The 19,725-nt window shown below is 44.8% G+C and carries 15 protein-coding genes; 4 read left to right on the forward strand and 11 right to left on the reverse strand.

All coding sequences use genetic code 11. The features are described from left to right. The first annotated feature begins 22 nt into the window (after positions 1–22). From BLU98_RS03405 to BLU98_RS03415, 3 genes are read left to right on the forward strand one after another with little or no spacing between them, the layout of a single operon-like run. Entirely contained in the window at positions 23–1,204 is a 1,182-nt protein-coding gene (locus BLU98_RS03405; RefSeq protein WP_092722042.1) for a trans-sulfuration enzyme family protein, read from the forward strand. 5 nt (positions 1,205–1,209) lie between these two features. Beyond that, positions 1,210–2,466: a homoserine dehydrogenase gene (locus BLU98_RS03410; RefSeq protein ID WP_092722044.1), complete on the forward strand. Its 1,257-nt coding sequence runs from the start codon at positions 1,210–1,212 to the stop codon at positions 2,464–2,466. Positions 2,467–2,475: 9 nt separating this feature from the next. Next, positions 2,476–3,087 (forward strand): phosphatase PAP2 family protein, encoded by a 612-nt coding sequence (locus tag BLU98_RS03415; protein ID WP_092722046.1) that lies wholly within the window; start codon positions 2,476–2,478, stop codon positions 3,085–3,087. A gap of 40 nt (positions 3,088–3,127) precedes the next feature. On the opposite strand, the gene BLU98_RS03420 is transcribed toward BLU98_RS03415, so the two are convergent. Beyond that, positions 3,128–4,597, reverse strand: a complete 1,470-nt coding sequence (locus BLU98_RS03420) for a M28 family peptidase (protein WP_092722048.1) — start codon at positions 4,595–4,597, stop codon at positions 3,128–3,130. A 185-nt stretch (positions 4,598–4,782) separates the two neighbouring features. Here BLU98_RS03420 and BLU98_RS03425 point away from each other — a divergent pair, with 185 nt between their 5' ends. Continuing rightward, positions 4,783–5,823, forward strand: coding sequence for a sensor histidine kinase (locus BLU98_RS03425; RefSeq protein WP_092722050.1), 1,041 nt, complete (start codon positions 4,783–4,785; stop codon positions 5,821–5,823). Here BLU98_RS03425 and BLU98_RS03430 read toward each other — a convergent pair. The 10 genes from BLU98_RS03430 to BLU98_RS03470 form a co-directional block, all read right to left on the reverse strand. Further along, complete coding sequence (locus BLU98_RS03430) at positions 5,820–7,328, reverse strand: alpha-L-fucosidase (protein ID WP_092722052.1); 1,509 nt, start codon at positions 7,326–7,328, stop codon at positions 5,820–5,822. The two genes, BLU98_RS03425 and BLU98_RS03430, sit on opposite strands and share 4 nt — an antisense overlap. Before the next feature lie 30 nt (positions 7,329–7,358). Next, positions 7,359–8,102: a sulfatase-like hydrolase/transferase gene (locus BLU98_RS03435; protein ID WP_257574678.1), complete on the reverse strand. Its 744-nt coding sequence runs from the start codon at positions 8,100–8,102 to the stop codon at positions 7,359–7,361. 151 nt (positions 8,103–8,253) lie between these two features. Next, positions 8,254–10,092 (reverse strand): RagB/SusD family nutrient uptake outer membrane protein, encoded by a 1,839-nt coding sequence (locus BLU98_RS03440; protein ID WP_092722056.1) that lies wholly within the window; start codon positions 10,090–10,092, stop codon positions 8,254–8,256. Positions 10,093–10,113: 21 nt separating this feature from the next. Then, complete coding sequence (locus BLU98_RS03445) at positions 10,114–13,356, reverse strand: SusC/RagA family TonB-linked outer membrane protein (protein WP_092722058.1); 3,243 nt, start codon at positions 13,354–13,356, stop codon at positions 10,114–10,116. 191 nt (positions 13,357–13,547) lie between these two features. Next, positions 13,548–13,910, reverse strand: coding sequence for a SnoaL-like domain-containing protein (locus tag BLU98_RS03450; RefSeq protein WP_092722060.1), 363 nt, complete (start codon positions 13,908–13,910; stop codon positions 13,548–13,550). A gap of 61 nt (positions 13,911–13,971) precedes the next feature. Then, complete coding sequence (locus BLU98_RS17680) at positions 13,972–14,244, reverse strand: hypothetical protein (RefSeq protein ID WP_257574679.1); 273 nt, start codon at positions 14,242–14,244, stop codon at positions 13,972–13,974. A 32-nt stretch (positions 14,245–14,276) separates the two neighbouring features. Then, the gene (locus tag BLU98_RS03455) at positions 14,277–15,047 is read right to left on the reverse strand and encodes a beta-galactosidase (RefSeq protein WP_257574680.1); all 771 of its coding nucleotides are present in this window, start codon (positions 15,045–15,047) and stop codon (positions 14,277–14,279) included. A gap of 133 nt (positions 15,048–15,180) precedes the next feature. After that, positions 15,181–16,431: a DUF4998 domain-containing protein gene (locus tag BLU98_RS03460; protein ID WP_092722062.1), complete on the reverse strand. Its 1,251-nt coding sequence runs from the start codon at positions 16,429–16,431 to the stop codon at positions 15,181–15,183. 31 nt (positions 16,432–16,462) lie between these two features. After that, complete coding sequence (locus BLU98_RS03465) at positions 16,463–17,683, reverse strand: DUF5000 domain-containing lipoprotein (RefSeq protein ID WP_092722064.1); 1,221 nt, start codon at positions 17,681–17,683, stop codon at positions 16,463–16,465. 37 nt (positions 17,684–17,720) lie between these two features. Further along, positions 17,721–19,712 (reverse strand): RagB/SusD family nutrient uptake outer membrane protein, encoded by a 1,992-nt coding sequence (locus BLU98_RS03470; RefSeq protein WP_257574681.1) that lies wholly within the window; start codon positions 19,710–19,712, stop codon positions 17,721–17,723. Positions 19,713–19,725: the final 13 nt, after the last annotated feature.

Raw genomic sequence — 19,725 nt, forward strand, 5'->3', positions numbered from 1 at the left:
TAACAATTAAAAAATCTTCGTCATGAGCAACGCAACACAACTCATCCACAACATCCCTGTGGATCCTTTAACCGGCGCCGTATCGGTTCCCATTTACCAGACTTCCACTTTTGTACAGGAAGCGCCTGGTGTTAACAAAGGGTATGATTATACCCGTAGTGGCAATCCTACCAGGGCTGCACTGGAGCAATTGGTAGCACAATTGGAAAATGGTGCAGTGGGCCTGGCATTTGCCAGCGGACTGGCCGCTATCGACGCCGTGATCAAACTCCTGCACAGCGGCGATGAGATCATCGCAGTAGATGACATCTATGGCGGTGCATTCAGGCTGTTCGACAAAGTCTACCAGCAGTATGGTGTCAAAGTGAATTATGTAGACTGCTCCAACCTGGAGCAGGTTTTCAATGCCATCACACCCCGGACCAAACTGATCTGGCTCGAAACACCTACCAATCCCACACTCAAAATAGCCGACATCAAAGCCGTTGCCAAGCTGGCCGAGGCTCACCGATGTTTACTTTGCGTGGATAATACTTTTGCTTCACCCGCCTTACAACAACCTCTTTCATTGGGAGCTGATATTGTAGTACACAGCGCTACCAAATACCTGGGCGGACATAGTGATGTGATTGCAGGCGTGGTAGTGGCCAGGGAACGTGAAATCGGCGAGCGGCTCAAATTCTTTCAGAATGCCTGTGGCGCTGTGCTCTCGCCCTTTGACAGCTGGCTTACCATCCGCGGCATCGAGACCCTGTTCCTGCGCGTGAAGCAACACTGCGCATCTGCACTGGCTGTTGCACAATTCCTCGAAACCCACCCGGAAGTAGACAAAGTATTTTACCCGGGATTGGCATCTCATCCGCATCATGATATTGCCCGGAAACAGTCCAAGGGCTTCGGCGGTATTGTTTCTTTTACGTTGAAAGACGATACTGAACAAGCGGCCGTTTCTTTTGTTACCCATACAAAATTATTCAAACTGGCCGAAAGCCTGGGTGGTATTAAAAGCCTGGTAGCACACCCGGCCAACATGACCCATAAATCCATTCCTGCGGAAAAAAGAAGAGCGGCCGGCGTGAGCGATAGCCTGATCCGTTTATCAGTAGGACTGGAAGAAACAGAAGACCTGATCAATGACCTGGAAGCAACATTCCGGCATATTGAAAAAAACAGAAAAGAAAAACAGCAAGTAATAAACGCATAATACTCATGGAAGCACACAAACAATTGACAATCGGTTTATTCGGATTTGGTACAGTAGGCGAAGGTTTGTATAAAATATTACAGCAGACCCCTTCACTGAAAGCATCTATCAGAAAAGTCTGCATCAAACACCCTGGTAAAAAGAGAGAAGCTCCCGCAGAACTATTCACGACTGACAGGGATGTATTATTGAATGATGAAAACATCAATGTGATCGTGGAAGTGATCGATGATGCAAATGCAGCATTCGAGATCGTTTCCAAAGCGCTCAAAAATGGTAAAGCCGTGGTGAGTGCCAGTAAAAAAATGATCGCCGAACATTTACCTGAAATTTTGAAACTGCAACAGGAAACCGACCAGCCTTTTCTTTGCGAGGCGGCGGCCTGTGCCTCCATACCTGTTATCCGTAACCTGGAAGAGTATTACGATAACGACCTCCTGCATTCCATCAGGGCTATTGTGAATGGTTCAACGAACTTCATCCTCACCAAAATGTTTGAAGACAAGCTCGATTTCCAATCGGCCCTCCTGCTGGCGCAGCAACTGGGTTTTGCTGAAAGTAATCCCAAGCTTGATGTGGAAGGATATGATGCCGTGAACAAATGGAGCATACTACTCAACCATGCTTATGGCATCGTGGAACATCCCGACCATATCCTGTTCAGTGGTATTCAGAACATTCAGTTGAGCGATGCCCTCGTAGCCAGGGAAAAACACCTCGACATTAAGTTGGTCGCACAAGCTAAAAAACTGAACAACGGCGAAGTAGCTGCTTATGTGCTACCCCAGTTTGTAAAACACGACGATCCGCTTTCTTTTGTAAAAAATGAATACAACGGCGTGGTAATTGAAAGTGGTTTTGCCGACAAACAATTCTTTTACGGTAAGGGCGCCGGCAGCTTTCCTACTGCTTCTGCTGTACTCAGTGATATTGCCGCATTACGTTACCATTACCGTTACGAATACAAAAAACTGTATCACCACCGGCCGCATGTATTGGCCAATGATTATTACCTGAAAGTGTACGTGAGCTTCGACGACTGGAAATTCATTCCCCGTGATAAATTTGAGTGGATCGAAGAATGGCATGCAGAAGCCGAAAGAAAATACCTGATCGGTGTGCTGCATTGCAGGCACTTAACGGGCAGTAGTTGGTGGAAAGAAAACAATTCTTCATTGATCCTCACGCCCGACCCGTTGATCGATAACCTCGACATCATCAAGCTCAAAAAACGGAGCCTGGAGTTGGCCGGAGTTGTATAGATTTGCTTTATGCAGACATACCAATACAGGGTGTTCAGAAAAGGAGCCTTGCTCACTGCTTCCACCGGTATCGTATTATTGTTAGGATCTGCCTGCCTGGGAAAGCAGGCAGCTTTTCTTTTGCTGAATGACAATATGGGGCCGGTAGCTGACCAGTTCTTCAAATACTGGACCTATGTGGGAGATGGTTGGATATGGGTGCCACTGTTCTTTTTCTTCCTGGTATACCATAAAAAATCATTGCCCCTGCTCATCAGCACCATTGTTTTGTCTACCCTCATTGCCCAGGGTGTCAAGAACTGGATTTTCCCCGGTGAGCCTCGCCCTACTAAAGCCATCGCCGATCTCTCATTGATCCATACAGTACCTGGCGTTGAATTGCATACTGTTAATAGTTTTCCCTCCGGGCATACTACTACTGCATTCTCTATTTTTCTGTTGGTCTGCCTGGTCATTCCACAACGCAGCATCGTGGTCATTTCATTCGTTGCAGCATTACTTGTAGCTTATTCGAGGGTTTACCTGGCACAGCATTTCCCTACAGACCTCGGTGGTGGTATGCTGGCGGCAGTACTTGCGGTATGGGCTTCATTGCAAGTAGAGAAAAGAGTTGTTAGATGATAGTTGTTAGACGACCTGTTTTTCTGACAACTAACAACCTCTAATCCGCCCATCGCCATTCTCCTGCTATCTGTAAAGGTTCTTTCAGGTTGTTTTTAATGAGAAATGCCCTGGTTTCGCTATCGGTAAAATGTTTGGCCTTGATTGTTTTGGCATCGGCGATACCATACAATAGCATACTGCTGAAGCGAACTGTGTTCTTCATTCCCTGTTCATCTACCAGTTTAAAATTGTCACAGTCGGCATGGTAGCAAGGCCCTGCATTATTCGGCAATTTACCTCCTGCACCACCGCCTGTTGGTATGCCTTCCAGCATAAAGGGCTGGTGATCGCTGTGCAGGCCCGCTCCTGCATAGAAGCTATTCTTAAAACTTGTGTCCAACTTATGTGCAATAGCTCCGATCGACTCAAACAGTTCTTTGCTCTCGGCTGCACTCGTAGCATACCCTTTGGGATCATTGGTCATATCGTAATTGAGCATATAACGCAATTGTTGGATGCTACTGTCTTTCACTGCAGCTGCCACATACGCTTTCGATCCCAACAAGCCTTCTTCTTCGCCCATGAATAATACAAATTCTACCGTTCTTGCAGGGCGTAATTTCAACACTTTAAATGTGCGCGCCATATCCATTACGGAGAAAGAACCGATGCCATTATCTATGGCGCCTGTAGCAAGATCCCAACTATCGAGGTGCCCGCCCACCACTATTTTCTCATGGGGTCTCTTCCTGCCTTTGATGGTAGCGATCACGTTCCGTGCTTTGATCATACCTGAAAAGTTGGTCATGTCAATATGCGCATATTGTTTACCTGTCATCAACAAAGTCTTCAATGCCATACCATCTTCCCTGCCAATGCATACAGCCGGTATGGGTATCAGTTTGCCTGTAACAGAAGCTGTTCCTGTCAGGAGTATTCCTCCCTCGGCGGTATTGATCACAATAATGCCTTTGGCACCATGCCTGATGGCGATTGCAGTTTTTTCTGAACGATGCAGGCTCTTGGTTCCTTCCCTGGAGCCAGGCAATACTCCCAGGTATACGAGCGCTATCTTACCTTTGGCCCTACCGGGTGCCGCAACATAATCCTCTTCCAGGCCATTTCCCATGTCCACGATCTCGTCGGTCAGGTTTACTTTTACCGGCGAATGCGCCAGGGCTACAGATTTGACAGGGCTCAATTGTTGTTTATGCGGCCCAACAGTCAGTGATAATGTTCCGCGGCTCCAGCTCTCTACTTCAAAAGGCTGGTACCTGACATTCTTAAATCCATAAGACTGCAACAGTTCATACGCATAGGTTTCTGCTTTAGCTCCATTCACCGATCCGGTAAGGCGGTGCCCTATGGTGGTAGTGGCTGTTTTCAATGTATTGTATGCCTGTGAATGGGACTGCACTTCATCATTGATGCGCTTAAAAATTGTATTCCATGAAGGCTTTGCCTGTGCTGATACTGTCAACGAATAAAACAAACCGATCATTAGCAATGCAAAAGATTGTTTCGCCATGTCAAATTAATTAGGCGGTCAATTTATCACTATTTGTGCAAGTGTTATAAAATTTTATGTGAGATGGTTTTTTGGCATTATTTTCATTGAGTGGAAAGCCCGGCCGGACCGGGCAACCATATTATTTGCCGCATATCACTTGAAACTTTCCTGTAACTCGCATGAATTGATAACTTCACCATAGCATGAAGAAGCATCTTGCCACATATTGGATATTGCAGTTTACGGGATGGGGCTTGTACTGTGCGGGATACATCTTTTTATACCTGACCATTTTACCCTGGCGGGAAGACTATTTTTATGCGCAACTGGCTACGCATGCCATATCGGGATTACTCCTTACCCACCTCATGCGCACAGTCATCCGGCGATCGGGCGCATTGGATTATCCTTTTAAAAAACAATTGCTCACAGTCATCCTGCTCTCACTTTGTTTTGCATTCCTGATCGGCCTAACGGCGATAGGTCTTGAAACGATCATGGGCATACAAGATAAGCGGTCTGTCAAATATTCTTTTCTCAACATCGTATCCCGTTTTGCCATTTCCTATTTCCAGTTTGTTTTTTTGTGGAACCTGATTTACTTCACTTATCATTACATGCAAAAAAACAAACAGCAGAAGATAGACCAGGCAAGGCTGGAGAGCCTGCTGAAAGAATTAGAGATCAGGACCATCAAAGCGCATATCAACCCGCATTTTATTTTCAATGCGCTTAACAGCATACGGGCGCTGGTAGTGGAAGATCCGGAGCGGGCACGTTCGGCCATTACCCAACTGAGTAATATTTTACGCAATAGCATGCACGGTGATAAAGCCGAGAAAATATTGTTTGAAAAAGAATTGTCGGTAGCGAGGGATTACCTGGCGCTGGAACTGATCCGTTTTGAAGACAGGTTGCAAGTGAGTTTTGATATCGATGAAGACACGCTTGATCACCCTGTTCCTACCATGATCTTACAAGCCATGATTGAAAATGCACTCAACTATGGCATCAACCGGAATAGCAGCACCGGCAGCCTGCATGTATGGTCTAATTATACCAACCACCACCATGTATTCGGCGTTACCAGTTCTGGTTCTTTCAGGGAATATATTCATGAAAGAAAAGAAGGCATCGTTAAATTACAAGGGCGGTTGGATCTTATGTATGGTCCGGATGCCGGCTTTGGTGTTATACAAACAAGGGAAGGGCTGATCGAAGCCAAGATCAGCATTCCTATTTAATCGCCTTTATACAATCCAAACTCGGAGAGTGTTGGATTTAGCCGGGATGACAGTATGCGCAGCCTCACCTGTTTGGCATTCACTGCATTAAAAAGCAGTAATCGCTTGTATCCTACGGTGCTGCCTTCTGTGATCTTTTTCCACTCGTTGGCTTCTTTATATTCCAAAACAAAACTTTCTATACGCTGCCCTACAGCAATGTTTTCCTGTAGTGACAAAATATTGAAGGTCTGAGCTGATGGAAATGTCAATTCAATAGTAGCAGTGGTATCTTGTCCTTTCGTAGTGAAATAGGTTTCATATTTCCCGTCTGTCATGGCATGGGTATTCATTCCATTCGCGCATTTGATCACTGCATTTTTAGCCAGGTTCTGCTGAAAAGTGCGATCCATCAACTGTTTGAATCTCTGCAAATTTTTCACATCATACTCCGAAAGCCGTCCTTCCCTATTAGGTGGTATGTTCAGCAATAACACACCGTTGCGCCCCACCGAGCTGAAATAAATATCGAATAGCTGTTGCGGGGTTTTCACTTTGCTGTCTTCTTTAGTATGATAAAACCAACCTGGTCTTATAGAGACATCTGTTTCGGCAGGATACCATACCAATCCATGGGCATTTCTTATTTTATCGCGACTGCCCAGGTCATTTTCCCTCTTATCTCCCGTTGGTGCAAATGCAACATCTTTCTGCGAGTCACCGGCAATTTTCGCCATCATATTCAGATCAGCGGGTATCACGCTCCATTCCATTTCACGTCCCCTTCCGGTTTCAGTGCCTACCCATCTTACATCGGGTCCCATGATGGCAATGGTAGCAGTGGGTTGCAGGCGGCGGATCAGTTCGTACCACCTGTTGAAATCATACACCTGTTTCTTTCCATTAGGGCCTTCTCCATTGGCGCCATCAAACCACACTTCATCTACGCGACCGTATTGGGTTAACAATTCTGTGAGTTGATTGACAAAATAATCATTGTACGCTTCGGTACCATAAAGTGCCGAGTTCCTGTCCCAGGGAGAAAGGTAAACACCGAAGCCGATGTTCAATTCGCGGCAGGCATCGGATACTTCTTTTACTACATCGCCTTTCCCATTTTTCCAGGGTGACTGCTTAACAGAATGCGCTGTGTATTTGCTGGTCCACAAACAAAAACCATCGTGGTGTTTGGCTGTGATGATCACTTGCTTGAATCCGGCTTCTTTAACTGTTTTCACCCATTGTTTGGCATCGAGGGCGGTTGGGTTGAACACTTTCTCGTCTTCTTTTCCATCACCCCATTCCTTGTCTGTAAAAGTGTTGACGCCAAAATGAAAGAACGCAGTCAGCTCGAGTTTTTGCCAGCGCAGTTGCCTGGGACTGGGTGTAACATGGGCTGCCTTATAAATGATTTCTTTTTCCGATTCGCCGGAAGAGATGGTCACATAATTAGTTGCCGGCTTATTGAGTTGAGCTTGTAAGCCGAACGGTAAAGAACATAACAAAAGCGCAGTGAATGATTTCATGTGATAATGTATTGTGTTTTCGATTACTTTTTATTTGATTTCATCCGGCATGGGCACCTGTTTGCCAGTGGCTTTGAATGAAGGCATGGGTGCTTGCCAGTTTCTCAAACGATTGGAAAGTAGTGAAGACAAATCCTTCACTACAGCCGGGTATTGTTTGGAAACATCTTTCATTTCGCCGATATCGGCTGCAAGATCATACAATTCTTTGGTGCCTGTTTTCATATTATACACCAGTTTCCAATTGGCTTTTCTGATAGCGGCCCTATAATTGATGCCAGGTCCGCCTGCGGCATGTCCTGCAATGTTTAGCATGAACACGATATTCAACGGATCGCTGGCCGGTGTTTCCATCGCTCCGAAATGCGCTTTGCCACAATGAATGGTATAATAGCCTGCTTCTTTCAACAGCAGCGGCAGCGGCGTTGTATATACGGTATGTTCGATACCAGGCATGGGTGACATTCCATTGATATTCCAATCGGGAGAAAGAAGCATACTGTCTTTGTAGTCAACCGATTGATCTTTTCTTAAAGTCCAGTTGGTCACTTTGTGATGGGCAGCATTCATGCCGGTCATCAGGCTCACGCGACTGGGTGAGCAAACCGGCGTGGCGTAGGCATTGGTGAATTTCATGCCTTCTGCCGCCAGCCTTTCCATATTGGGCGTATGATAGCGCTTGTTCCATTCTGTAGGCTTCGTCCAGAAAGGAACAGAACAATCCTGCCAACCCATATCATCTACCAGGAACAGGATGATATTGGGTCTTTTCATTTGTTGGGCATGGCAATGCAATGCAGTTAAAAAAATAAATAAACTACCTGCTAAAATGTATTTTTTCATACTCTTTGTACAGATGGTAAAGATCATAAAAAAGCCACACAAAAATTTGTGTGGCTTTGCATACCTGAATTTCGCTTGATCCTTATTCCGGTATTTTGTCTAGAGGTGGAACGTTCAATTCAAATCCCGTATAGCCCTGGTTCTGGTTGATGCGGCCATTGGTATTGGCATTGATGGCATCCTGTGGAACGGGCCACAATATGTGATAAGGGCTCATCTTATACATATCGCTGTGAACAGTCATGATGTTCTTGCGATAGAAATCGTTTTTCTCCAGCACGCGGTCATAAAAGAAATTGGCTGTAGAGAAACTGGCAGAAGTATAGGTCTTGCCATTATAGGGCGTACCTGTTTTGGCAAAAATATAAGCCATCCTGGTGATCTCTGTCTTGCGGGGCTCTTCCCAGTACAATTCACGTGCACGTTCATCGAGCACGGTACCCAGGTTCACTTGCGCCGATGTATAAGGGGCGCATTTGGCACGGGTTCTGATTGTATTGATATCGGCTGTAGCGCTGGCTGCATCGCCCTTCCACAAATAAGCTTCGGCGCGGAGCAAATATGTTTCAGCCAACCTGAATACATACCAATCGGAGTGGCCACCCCTCATAGGGTTATTCTCCTGGTCGGCCACAAACAACTTATAATGCGGCCAGGGGTACCAGTAGCGAATGGTATCGCCATTTTTCACCAACAGGCTGTTGCCATTATACAAACGTAAGCGCTGTCCGTAATAAGGATTGTTGGCTTTTTTCAGCGCAGGATCATTGTAACGCAAGTTTTCCATGTACATCCAGTTACCCGAAGTAGAGTCATGCCTGAGGTCATTCACATCATCCCATATGTACACCGTACTATAAGGAGTCAGGCGACAACGGCCGATACCCCTTCCGTAATAGGAGAAATTGTCTATTTCAACACCTTGTGTTGTTGCTACTCCATTCTTCTGATCCGGGGTGATGATTTGTCCGCCTCCATACCAGGGTACTGCCTGCCGCATGATTGACATACCACCGGAATAAGCACCTACATCACCAAAACGGTCTGTTACCAGGAACAAGCCTTCGGTATTTGTGGGCAATGATTTGTTTTCGGGTCTGTGCAGATCCCAGGTTACATTTTTGGCAGCAACTCCTGCATCAACGCCAAAGCGTGATGTCATCAATCTGAAATAACCGCTGTTGATCACCGCATTGGCACTGGCAATCGCATCATCGAACAAGCCTAATGCGAGATTCACTTTGGTAAGCAGGTGATAAACAGCTCCGCGGTTCACATCGCCTTTATCGGTGATCCAGGGAACATATTTAACAGCGAACTCCAGGTCCTGCTTCATTCTTGCAAGAATCACTTCTCTTTTTACAGTAGCGAAATCTACCTTGGGGCCTGTTAATTCTTTCATCGGACAGGGTACATCACCAAACTGATTTACCAGGCGGTAATAATCAAAAGACCGGAAGAAATAAGCTTTGCCCAGGATGATATTCTTGGCAGAATCGGGTATTGTTTTCACACCGCCAACCCTGGAAATCACTGTATTGGCAAGGCGTATACCTATATATTCCTGTGTCCAGTACCAACCGATCCGGTTATAGTCTACGTGGTTCAACTGCGCATCGGGTTTGATAAGGATGTCCATGTTCTGTGCCGGCCCGGTTTTGTCTGTAGTACCTTCTACCGCCACTTCCGAAAAAATATTTTCAGATATGATGGGCGCACCATCACCATAATATTCATCGCGCAGGTTCTTTGCACATGCCGCCAGCGCTGCATTGAAGCCGGGAATATCCACCATTGAATTCTCCGGTGAATAGAAAGACAGGGGCTTCGGTTCCAGGAAATCTTTTTTACAACCTGCGCTGATAACCAGTACCATTGTCAGGCAGTAAAGTATTCGTTTATTGATATTGTTCGTTTTCATGCTTCTAATGATTTAATGGGTCTACAGGGTAACATTTAGGCCGAAATTGAATGTGATGGGAGTAATACCCTTGTTTTCCGGATCAAAATAATTCCAGGAAGAGTATACATAGGGGTTCACTACATTAACATACATTTTCACGGCTTCCATCTTATACCTGTGGGCCAGTTCAGATGGCAGGCTATACGCAACGCTCACATTACTGATCCTTATGAAAGAAGACTTCCTGTACACATTCCATGAAACAGCACCAGCTGCATTGGAGTTGATCGCTGCATAATCGTTGATAGGATTGGCAGGAGTCCAGTAAGGACGCAGGTAGAAGTTAGACCTGTTGTAGAACTTATCAACGTTCTTAGCTTCATTTAACTGAGAAAGCTGTCCAATCCTTGAGTACAGGGTCAATGAAACATCGAAGTTGCGGAAGACCCTGAATTCGTTTCGAAGGTTCCATGAAAAGTCAGGTGTTGTGGAGCCAATGAATTGCTTATCGTCTATGGTGTACTTACCATCGCCATTGGTGTCCTGTAACCTGAAATCGCCGGGCTTGTAACCATAAGATGCAGCATTTGAAGCATCGGCTACCTGCCAAACACCCAGTATCCTGTAATCATATATGGTATTGATGTCTTTGCCGATATACCAGTTGTTTTTGAGATCGTCTTTCTCTACATAAGTAGTCTTACCACTTGCATCTACAACCGGAACAGGGCCATACAGGTGTACGATCTTATTCCTGTTGAGCCAGAAACTGAACGTACTTCTCCAGGTAAAATTCCTTCGATCGAGGTTGAGCGAACTCACACTCATTTCAAAACCGGTGTTCTGTACTTCACCCAGGTTAGAAATTACATTGCTAAATCCGGTTACACTGGGCAGCGAACGGCTTACCAGCAAATCCTTGGTGTTTCGCTGGTAATAATCAAAAGAACCGCTGATTCTTCCACGAAGAATGGAATAATCAATACCCAGATTGACAGAAGCGTTTCGTTCCCATTTCAAATTGGAGTTGGCCATATTGCCAGTAGATAATGTTGCCACATCATATACGGTTCCGGAAGGCGTTATGTATACATATTTACTGGCATTGAGTTGTGCTATCGAAGCATAGCGGCCTATTTCACGGTTACCATTCTCTCCGTAAGAAGCCCTCAGTTTTGCGTAATCCAGCCATTTATCAAACCGGCGCATGAATCGCTCCTGGCTCAATGCCCATGATGCACCAAACGAATAAAAAGTAGCCCTGGGATTCTGTTGTCCGAATGCAGAATATCCATCTCTTCTAACAGTACCCGTTAAGAAATAACGCTGGTCGTAATTATACGCGAGTCGTCCCATCAGGGCATCACCTGTAGCATACTCGTCTTTGGTAAAGGTATTTAAAATAGCAGCTCCACCCAGGTTATGATAGCTCAGGTTGGAGTTAGGCGAAAAGTTCTCTGCATTGGTGGAGTCGCCCCATGATTGAAATTTCTCAGCATTGATCAGGAAAGTAGCATCGAAGGTATGTTTACCAAATTGATGATACCATTTGATCACATTATCCAACTGCCATTGATAAATTGTTTGGCTTTGCCTGATAGCAACGCCATTCCTTGCTGCAATGGTAGGGTTAAGCGGCGAACGGAAATTAAAGTACCGGTAATTCTCGAGCCTTGGTGTGAAATTCACCTGGTAAGAGAATCCCCAGGGCAGTTTTCCTTTTGCATATACCGAACCAAAAAAGTTATCAAATTTTTTCATCCGGTCTGTATATGTCTGCTCCATGAATGGGTGCGTATTGTTTCCCGGATCATCATTAGGACTCAATCGAAGTGTAACACCATCATCTGCATAGTATGAACCCCATGGAGTAGTTTGTTGCACGTCTGACATGGAAACAGGCACTGAGCTCTCATCCCTGTTACTATATTGCAAGTTCAATCCAACTGTCAGGAATTTAGTGGCTTGTCCCTCCAGGTTCACCCTGGTCCTGAAAACCTTGTATTGATCTCCCACGGTCAATCCCTGGTTGCTGAGATAACCCATCGAGAGATAATAATTAAAATCTTCTTTCCTGCCCGACATACTCACGGTATGATCGTGCTGCAAAGCGTTTTTATTATAAATCAGGTTTTCCCAGTTAAGCATTTTACCGGCCATGATATTACTGATCTCTATAGGCTTAAACTCGTTCCTGTTCAGCCATTCCACCACCGGATCTCCGGCACTGCCCGGCCGCAGGCCCATCCATTGTGCTGTAGACAAACCACCCGGATTGGTGCGTGGATCCTTATAATAATATTGTATACCAGGAGTAGAAGCCGTATCGAATTTGACACCACCTACAGTAGGTGCCAAACCGGGCAGGAACCAATATTTAGCGGCTGCTTCATAATCTTGTCTGAAATTGATCATTTCATTACCGTCGAGCAGGTGGGGTTTTTGCTCCAGCACATTGATGCCAATATTATCGTTGAAAGTAATGGTGGGCTTATGGCTCTTGCTACTGCCTCTTTTGGTTGTGATAAGAATCACGCCATTGGCAGAGCGGGCTCCGTATACAGCAGCCGAGCTGGCATCTTTCAGGATGTCGATGGTAGCGATGTCATTAGGATTGATATCTTCCATACCTCCACCGAAAATCACTCCATCTAATACAATTACCGGAGGCGACTGTGCAGTTAGTGATCCCCTTCCTCTTACAGTAAGACTTGCATTGCTTCCTTTAGTACTGGCATCAAATCCTACATCCAGGCCGGGCGCATTTCCACGGAGCAAGTCCTGCACCGAACGTGGATTTTCATTTTCCAATTGTGTAGCTTTCACTTGTGCTACAGCACCTGTTAAGTCTTTTTTAGTTTGGGTACCATAACCAATCACCACTACATCATTTAATTGCAGTGACTGCTCCTCCATCATTACTACCAGGTTACCGGCATTCCCACGGAGTGGTATTTCCTTGTTAACGAACCCGGTATAACTGAATACCAGGATAGCGTGTTCGTCTACATTCTTCAACACAAACGCCCCCTGTGCATTGGTAGTGACCCCTTTTTTTGTGCCTCTGACGGTCACACTCACACCTTCCAGGGGTTGGTTTTTACTGTCGGTTACCTTACCATTCAGTGTTCCGATCTGGACCGGCAAGTAATGTAAATGGGAATCTGCAGCATTAGCGCTGAGTTGGGCGCTTGTCAGGGCAAAGCAAATAAGCAGTAGATTCAGTTTGCGGTAGCTGAAGTCAAGCCACCGGGTCAGGACTGACCTGAGTTGTTTCGGCATGTGCAATCGTTTTAGAATTGATTAATTGGCAGTTCGCCATACGTTTCGTTACGTATGTAGACCATCAAATTACACTAACCTATCTTTAACAATTGCATTTTGCACAGGAAAAGAATGCAAAAACGTCCGGAAACGTTTGCATAGATAAATTTTGAAATACAAGATTTAGACCTTAATATTTCCTACACAACCTACATAAGGAATCTTTCCGATACAATCTTTCCTTCTTTATTGACTTCATATACACAGAGTTCGCTCATATTCATGCGGTCATGCCCTTTCATGGTGACGTCCATACCCATGATCACTGCAAAAGAATTACCTGCTACCAGCGGTTCCGATACGGTAAAACTATGCATTTGTTCCACCATGGATTCGAATTTGTGCCCTTTTTTGATGATAGCATCCAGTCCATGCGTTTCCTTTTCAAATGCGGGCGTAGCATGAGGCTCTATGCTGATGGCATCATTCGCATACAATTCTTTTTGGGCTGTTTCAAATTGCCCCTGGCGGCAGAGTTCAGCGAGTCTTGCAGCGATCTTTGAAGTGTTCATGTCTTTTTCTTTAAATCTACGCTGAAAAAAACCGCTGCGCTATTAATCTTGATGAGTGGTGTCATCCGGTTTGCAGCTTATTCAATACGGGCTGTTCCACTCCTTTCAATACTTCCTGCCCGGGTTGCAGCATTTCAAATACTTCAATCTCATTCTTTCCTTTTTTCAACCATTCTGCCGGCAGGTAAATGGTCTGCTGCGGGCCTATGCTCCAGTACCTTCCCATATTCTCAACCAGTATATCCAATGTTCCCGTTGCATAAGATGCCGGTAACAATAAACTATCTTGTTTCAATCTTCTGTCCAGCACGCCTATCTGCTGACCATTGATCATTACAACTGCATAATCACGCAGGCCACTTATTTTTAAAACAGCAGCAGATCAAGTACCGTAACCGACTGTATAAAATGAATATTATTCAATGCGATACTTTTCTTTGTAACAGGTACGGGTGGCAATGTTTCACCAGCCGGCAAATGTTTAGTGGTCACTTCCCTGAATTGCATGAACTTCTCTGTAGTGTTTTCTGCCTCATCGAGCGGTGCATCATAATCATAACTGCTGATCTGGGGCTCATACGGATTTTTATCGTTGTAGTTGGCGCCATTCATGAAGGCACGTGTAGTACCGCCATGGTTCACCTGTAAAGGAGCCAGTTGTTTTCCCACCTCCATGATGTAGTTGCGATACGCTTTCACATAAGCAGCTTCCTTGCTTCTTACTATTAGTCTTTTTTCGTTTTGCAGCCGGTAAGGATAACCGCCAAATTCCCATTCAGCGCAAACATAAGGGCTCGGGCGAAGTATCACCCACAATCCTTCGGCCTTCGCTTCTTTAACAAATGCAGCGATATCATTATTGCCTGAAAAATCGTAATGTCCTTTCTGAGGTTCATGCACATTCCAGAATACATAGGTACCGATGGTATTCAATCCCATGGCTTTGGCCATCCTCATCCTTTGCCGCCATGCTTCCCTGGGAACACGCGGGTAATGTATTTCACCAGAGATCATTTGAAAGGGTTTGCCAACGAGCAAAAAACTGTTATCACCCAGGGTGAAAACATGTTGACACCTTTGTGCCGACGCCACTATGACCAGGAATAGGAAAACAAATACCAGGTTGTTCTTTTTCATTTGATGATTTACTTTTCCAGTGTGTATGGTTGTACATCCGGCTGCTTTGCAACCCATCTGGCTTTCTTGCAGACAGGTTACAAAGTTTACAACCGAATGTTAATACACACAAACACACAAGATAACAGAAGGATCAGTTCTTGATCAATTTGATATATTTTACTGTAAAATAACTACCAGGATTACCATTTCCTACAATATTGCCCAGGAAGCCGATGGAGACCACTTGCGGACTGGCAAGCGTAAACGAAAAACTTTTTGTTTCGTTTATATTGGGCCATGTAGCTCCTACATTAGCGCCATTGAAAAGAGCGGCATATCCCAAAGCCGTTGATAAATTAGGAAGCGAGGGTATGCCTCCCGATCCGGCTGCTGCTATGCAATACACGGAAGAATTAGATTGTATTTCAGAATAATACTGGAAGGAAACCGTGTAATTCCCTGCAGGCAATGGCTGGGAAGTAGGCTGATATACTTTCCCGTCTGTAACCGGTGTGTTATTCCATGTTTCCCAGTTGATCTGGCCACCTCCATCTGAAGTATAACCTCCGTTGATTCCATTGTCTTTATTCTTTGCTCCTGCGTTGGTAACCCAGGGCGCTGCAAGTGTGCCCCATCTGCCATCAAAGCTAGCTCTTTGAAATCCCGGGCCTGTATTGGACAAATAAATACTGGTTACGTCTGCTTTAACACCCTGGTCCTGGAACGCCGTAAAAAAAGTATCTATTGCTGTAGGCGTAGGCAGATAAGCAGTTTTATAACTAAAAGCACTTCCCAGTTTATACATCGGCAATACAGTACTCATACCGGTTGCAATCGAAGTAAGCAATGTGTCGTGTTGCAAGTTGTTGTTATCGGTATATTTTATTTCCATGTTCAATACACCTGCATCTGCATTTACATCTGCCCATTTGATCAATGCTGTGCCATTTGTTTGCATGGAAGCATCTGCAACACCGCGGTTAACGAGTGAGCTCTGGTATAAATCTCCATAAACACCGGCAGTTACATACACAGGAATAGAGCTATTGCCTGAAGCATCATAGGTTCTTATTTCAAAACTCATTTGTCCTTCGGGCAAACCTGATACGATCACGCGTGCAGTATCTACACCCGATGTACGTTTAACAGCCACTTCCGTTGAATCCTGCCTGCTGTTCCAGAATACCCTGTATTTTGCAATATTGGGATCGGAAGTAAACAGTCCTGTAACTTTTGCCCTGTTCCTGCCCGAGAAAATATAAACTGAATCCATTTTGCCGGTATAGGTAATAGATCCGCCTGCCATAAATTTCGATCTGTAATCATCGATCTTGGAACAAGCACCTATGATGAACAGCAGTAGCAACAGGCCATAGCAGGTCGTTTTTTTATATTGTTTCATTGATTGATAAATTAGTGATGATGAATCTGTATTAGTTCCCCCACAATGTGAATTCAGAAATACACATGAAATAAGAACCCTGCCAATTAGATAAGCTCCGTATTCTTATATAGCGGTAACCGCTCAACCCGACAGGGAAATCGAATTGCCAGCCGTTATAAGCAGCGGTCTTGTCCGATGCGGTTTCTGTTTGATAAGGAGATCCTGAAGGTTTGACCACATGACAGGTTGTTAATTTTGTCCAGGTAGGATCGGATAAAATATCGGGGCCTGACAGGTTCGGTGAATTAGATCCCCATATCTCGAAGTCTTTAGGATTGCCTCTTACATAATAGTAGCCTCCAACTTCCAGGTAAGGATTCACCTGCAGTCTGCTGAATGTATGTTTGCTTCCCAGATCAATGGTTACGGTTTGGGGTTTTGTGGCGCTTTCTACCGTAAAGTAAGTACGCGGCCAGGTTGGATGATAATCGCCATCCCACATATAATAAGGATAGCACCATCCACCATTATTCAATATGGTAGCATCATTAGGTAATGTCAACGTGCTCCATTTTGATTTATCCAACATTTGTTCAAACCAGGGTGTAAGCGTTAAGAATAAAGTATCGGAATAATGCAACCATTTATCACGAACTACAAAAGCATAGTTCCTGGCTATGGAAGGCTGGTTTCTGATGGTGCCAGAAATAAGAGAATCATTGCTGTAAATATTATCCATCCCTACGGTTTGCACCCAGGCTCCTTTACCTGCTGTATCTACCATGGGAATAATGGCCAGGTTATCTTTCGTTGGGTTATTGCAGGTAATGGTGAATCCGCCAAATGTAACCGCCACTTGTATTGACCTGCGTGCAAGTATATACCCTGGCGTCAACGGCTGAACAGCTACTTCAACAGGCGCCGACGATACCTCACTGGTATTAACGGCATACAACCTGATGGTATGTGGCAGTGTATCGCCAAAACCATCTACTGTAAGTGTATTGGTATAACGGGAAGCTACTACCTGGGCTTTTACGCCGGGTGAAGTTTCGTAAACAGCTTTCACATACAGCAGGTCACGATCGGTGGGGAGGCTATAGGTAATCGCAGCTTTCCCATTTTGATTAACCGCCTGCACGTTGGAAACAATGCCCGGCGGGTTGCTGTTTGTAACAATAGGTTTGTTCAACGCCTCCCGCGTACAACCCGCGAAAGTTGCGATGAACAAAAACGTATAAATGTAATATTGAAGCCTTGAAATTCGCATAACAATATATTTTAGATGCTATCAATTAATTGTATTACTACCAATTCGGGTTTTGCACCAGGTTGGAATTGTTCAGCAAATCGTTATCCTGAATAGGGAACAAATAATCACGAGGGGCCACAAAGCGTCTTGAAAAATAAGTGAGCTCGCGATAATACAGGTCTGCCGTTTTACCGGTCCTGTCCCACCCTGTTATATTACCGGATAATTCCCGCGCAGCGGTTTTCCATCTCATCAGGTCCCAATAGCGCTGCCCTTCAAAACACAATTCAATACTTCGTTCGCGCTGAATGATGGCACGCATTCCTGCCTGTGTTTTGTATTTATCCGGGTTGATGCTGTAATTATCCCAGGAACTCTGCACAGTTGGCAAACCGGCGCGATCCCTGATCATATTCACATAATTATATACATCGGCCGTAGGAGTAGCATTTGCTTCATTCAATGCCTCTGCATATAATAAATACAGATCTGCCAATCGCATTTCGGGGTATGGATAAGGAGGGAATGTTTTGGTATTCCAGTCCATACGCCAGTTCACGATCTTCTTCATGAAATAACCACAGATAGGCACAATAGAGTTTTGGCCAAATTCTCCGGCACGTGCAAAAAGATAGAAAGTGTTTTCATCTGTTTTAGACGGACTGTTGGCCATATACCAGATAGATCTGTCGAACCCGAGGTCTGCATAAAAACGAGGCTCTCTGTCGAAATTCAAACGGGCAGAAACTTCTCCTTCTTTAAGATTAAAGCGCTCTGCATGCGATACGAGTCTTAAAGCCGCTATGTTGGTAAAATCCAGCGTTTTATCTTCATCGATCGGCACACCGTTTTTGGTATAGAACATTTTTGCGCATTTGATGGTAGGTCCCATCGCCGCAGCGCCATAAGTAATTCCACCATTATTGATAAATGTTCTGTCGAACGGAGCTGCTCCCATTCGCTGAAAAAAGGTATTGAAGCCGCCCATATTATTGGTGGTCAGGCCCCATATCAATTCATTGTTCCAGGGTTCACTCATTGCATTTCGGATGCTCATCTGCGTCATGGTAGTATCGCTTAAATGATACACCTGTTGGGGAAACTTGTACAATGAAATACCCTGCGCAGTACACAGATCAATTGCCGTCTTGCATGCATCTGCGGCCCGCTGCCATTTGGCAACGCTGTAAACCGTATTAAAGAGTGCTACACCATCGTGATCTTTGAATGATGCAAAATCTGAATTACCATTGAACAAAGGACTGGCAGCAGTTACCAATAACCTTGCTTTCAGGCTCAATGCAATGGGTTGTGTAATTCTTCCAAGCTCTGAAGCTGTATTGTTAATGGTCGGCGGCAAATTAATAGCAGCTGAATCTAACAGGTTCGCTATATAGTTTACCACGCTGTCTACCGGTTGCCTTTTTACCTGAACCTGGCTCAGAGGTGTGCTGATGGGAAGGTTTTTATCTATCACCGGAATAGGCCCATACGCCCTGAACATGAGAAAATGATAAAATGCTTTCAGAAACTTAGCCTCTGCAATCCACCTGAGACGTGTATCAGCATCCAGGTCGGGCACTTTGCCCGGGTTACTTACATTTTCTATGAAAATGTTGCAATCCCTGATACCTTTGTAATTCGCATTGGCATCCCTTGCGCCATTCATACAATTGGCAATAGGATCCGAAGTATTCTGTGCGCCTCTTGGCAATTGCACCACATTGGTAATACGCATGTTGATGGCATTGTCTTCAATCCAGACCTCATCACCCGCAGTGATTCCCACGTTATAAGTAGGATCTACATCAATGGGCATATATGAATAACAGGTCATGAGGTATTTTTCTGCTTCTGTTCTGGATGTAAAAGCATTGCTGATGGTAGCCACATTATCGGGCACCACGTCGAGAAATGCTTTTTTGCAGGAAGTAAAAAGCAATACCAACAGAAACACGCATACGAAGCATGCTAACATCGTTGCATTACTGCTATGCTGTTTATTTATTTTGCGATTGGAACTTGTATGATTGATATGATGATTCATAATAAACATGTTT

The organism is Hydrobacter penzbergensis (genome assembly GCF_900106985.1).
Taxonomy (GTDB): Bacteria; Bacteroidota; Bacteroidia; order Chitinophagales; family Chitinophagaceae; genus Sediminibacterium; species Sediminibacterium magnilacihabitans.

Bases quoted from the DNA above. Each gene is read 5' to 3' on its own strand.
- BLU98_RS03430 (WP_092722052.1), bottom strand. From the start codon at position 7,328: ATGAAATCATTCACTGCGCTTTTGTTATGTTCTTTACCGTTCGGCTTA.
- BLU98_RS03465 (WP_092722064.1), bottom strand. From the start codon at position 17,683: ATGCGAATTTCAAGGCTTCAATATTACATTTATACGTTTTTGTTCATC.
- BLU98_RS03470 (WP_257574681.1), bottom strand. From the start codon at position 19,712: ATGAATCATCATATCAATCATACAAGTTCCAATCGCAAAATAAATAAA.
- BLU98_RS03410 (WP_092722044.1), top strand. From the start codon at position 1,210: ATGGAAGCACACAAACAATTGACAATCGGTTTATTCGGATTTGGTACA.
- BLU98_RS03445 (WP_092722058.1), bottom strand. From the start codon at position 13,356: ATGCCGAAACAACTCAGGTCAGTCCTGACCCGGTGGCTTGACTTCAGC.
- BLU98_RS17680 (WP_257574679.1), bottom strand. From the start codon at position 14,244: ATGATCAATGGTCAGCAGATAGGCGTGCTGGACAGAAGATTGAAACAA.
- BLU98_RS03455 (WP_257574680.1), bottom strand. From the start codon at position 15,047: ATGAAAAAGAACAACCTGGTATTTGTTTTCCTATTCCTGGTCATAGTG.
- BLU98_RS03450 (WP_092722060.1), bottom strand. From the start codon at position 13,910: ATGAACACTTCAAAGATCGCTGCAAGACTCGCTGAACTCTGCCGCCAG.
- BLU98_RS03425 (WP_092722050.1), top strand. From the start codon at position 4,783: ATGAAGAAGCATCTTGCCACATATTGGATATTGCAGTTTACGGGATGG.
- BLU98_RS03440 (WP_092722056.1), bottom strand. From the start codon at position 10,092: ATGAAAACGAACAATATCAATAAACGAATACTTTACTGCCTGACAATG.
- BLU98_RS03405 (WP_092722042.1), top strand. From the start codon at position 23: ATGAGCAACGCAACACAACTCATCCACAACATCCCTGTGGATCCTTTA.
- BLU98_RS03460 (WP_092722062.1), bottom strand. From the start codon at position 16,431: ATGAAACAATATAAAAAAACGACCTGCTATGGCCTGTTGCTACTGCTG.
- BLU98_RS03420 (WP_092722048.1), bottom strand. From the start codon at position 4,597: ATGGCGAAACAATCTTTTGCATTGCTAATGATCGGTTTGTTTTATTCG.
- BLU98_RS03415 (WP_092722046.1), top strand. From the start codon at position 2,476: ATGCAGACATACCAATACAGGGTGTTCAGAAAAGGAGCCTTGCTCACT.
- BLU98_RS03435 (WP_257574678.1), bottom strand. From the start codon at position 8,102: ATGAAAAGACCCAATATCATCCTGTTCCTGGTAGATGATATGGGTTGG.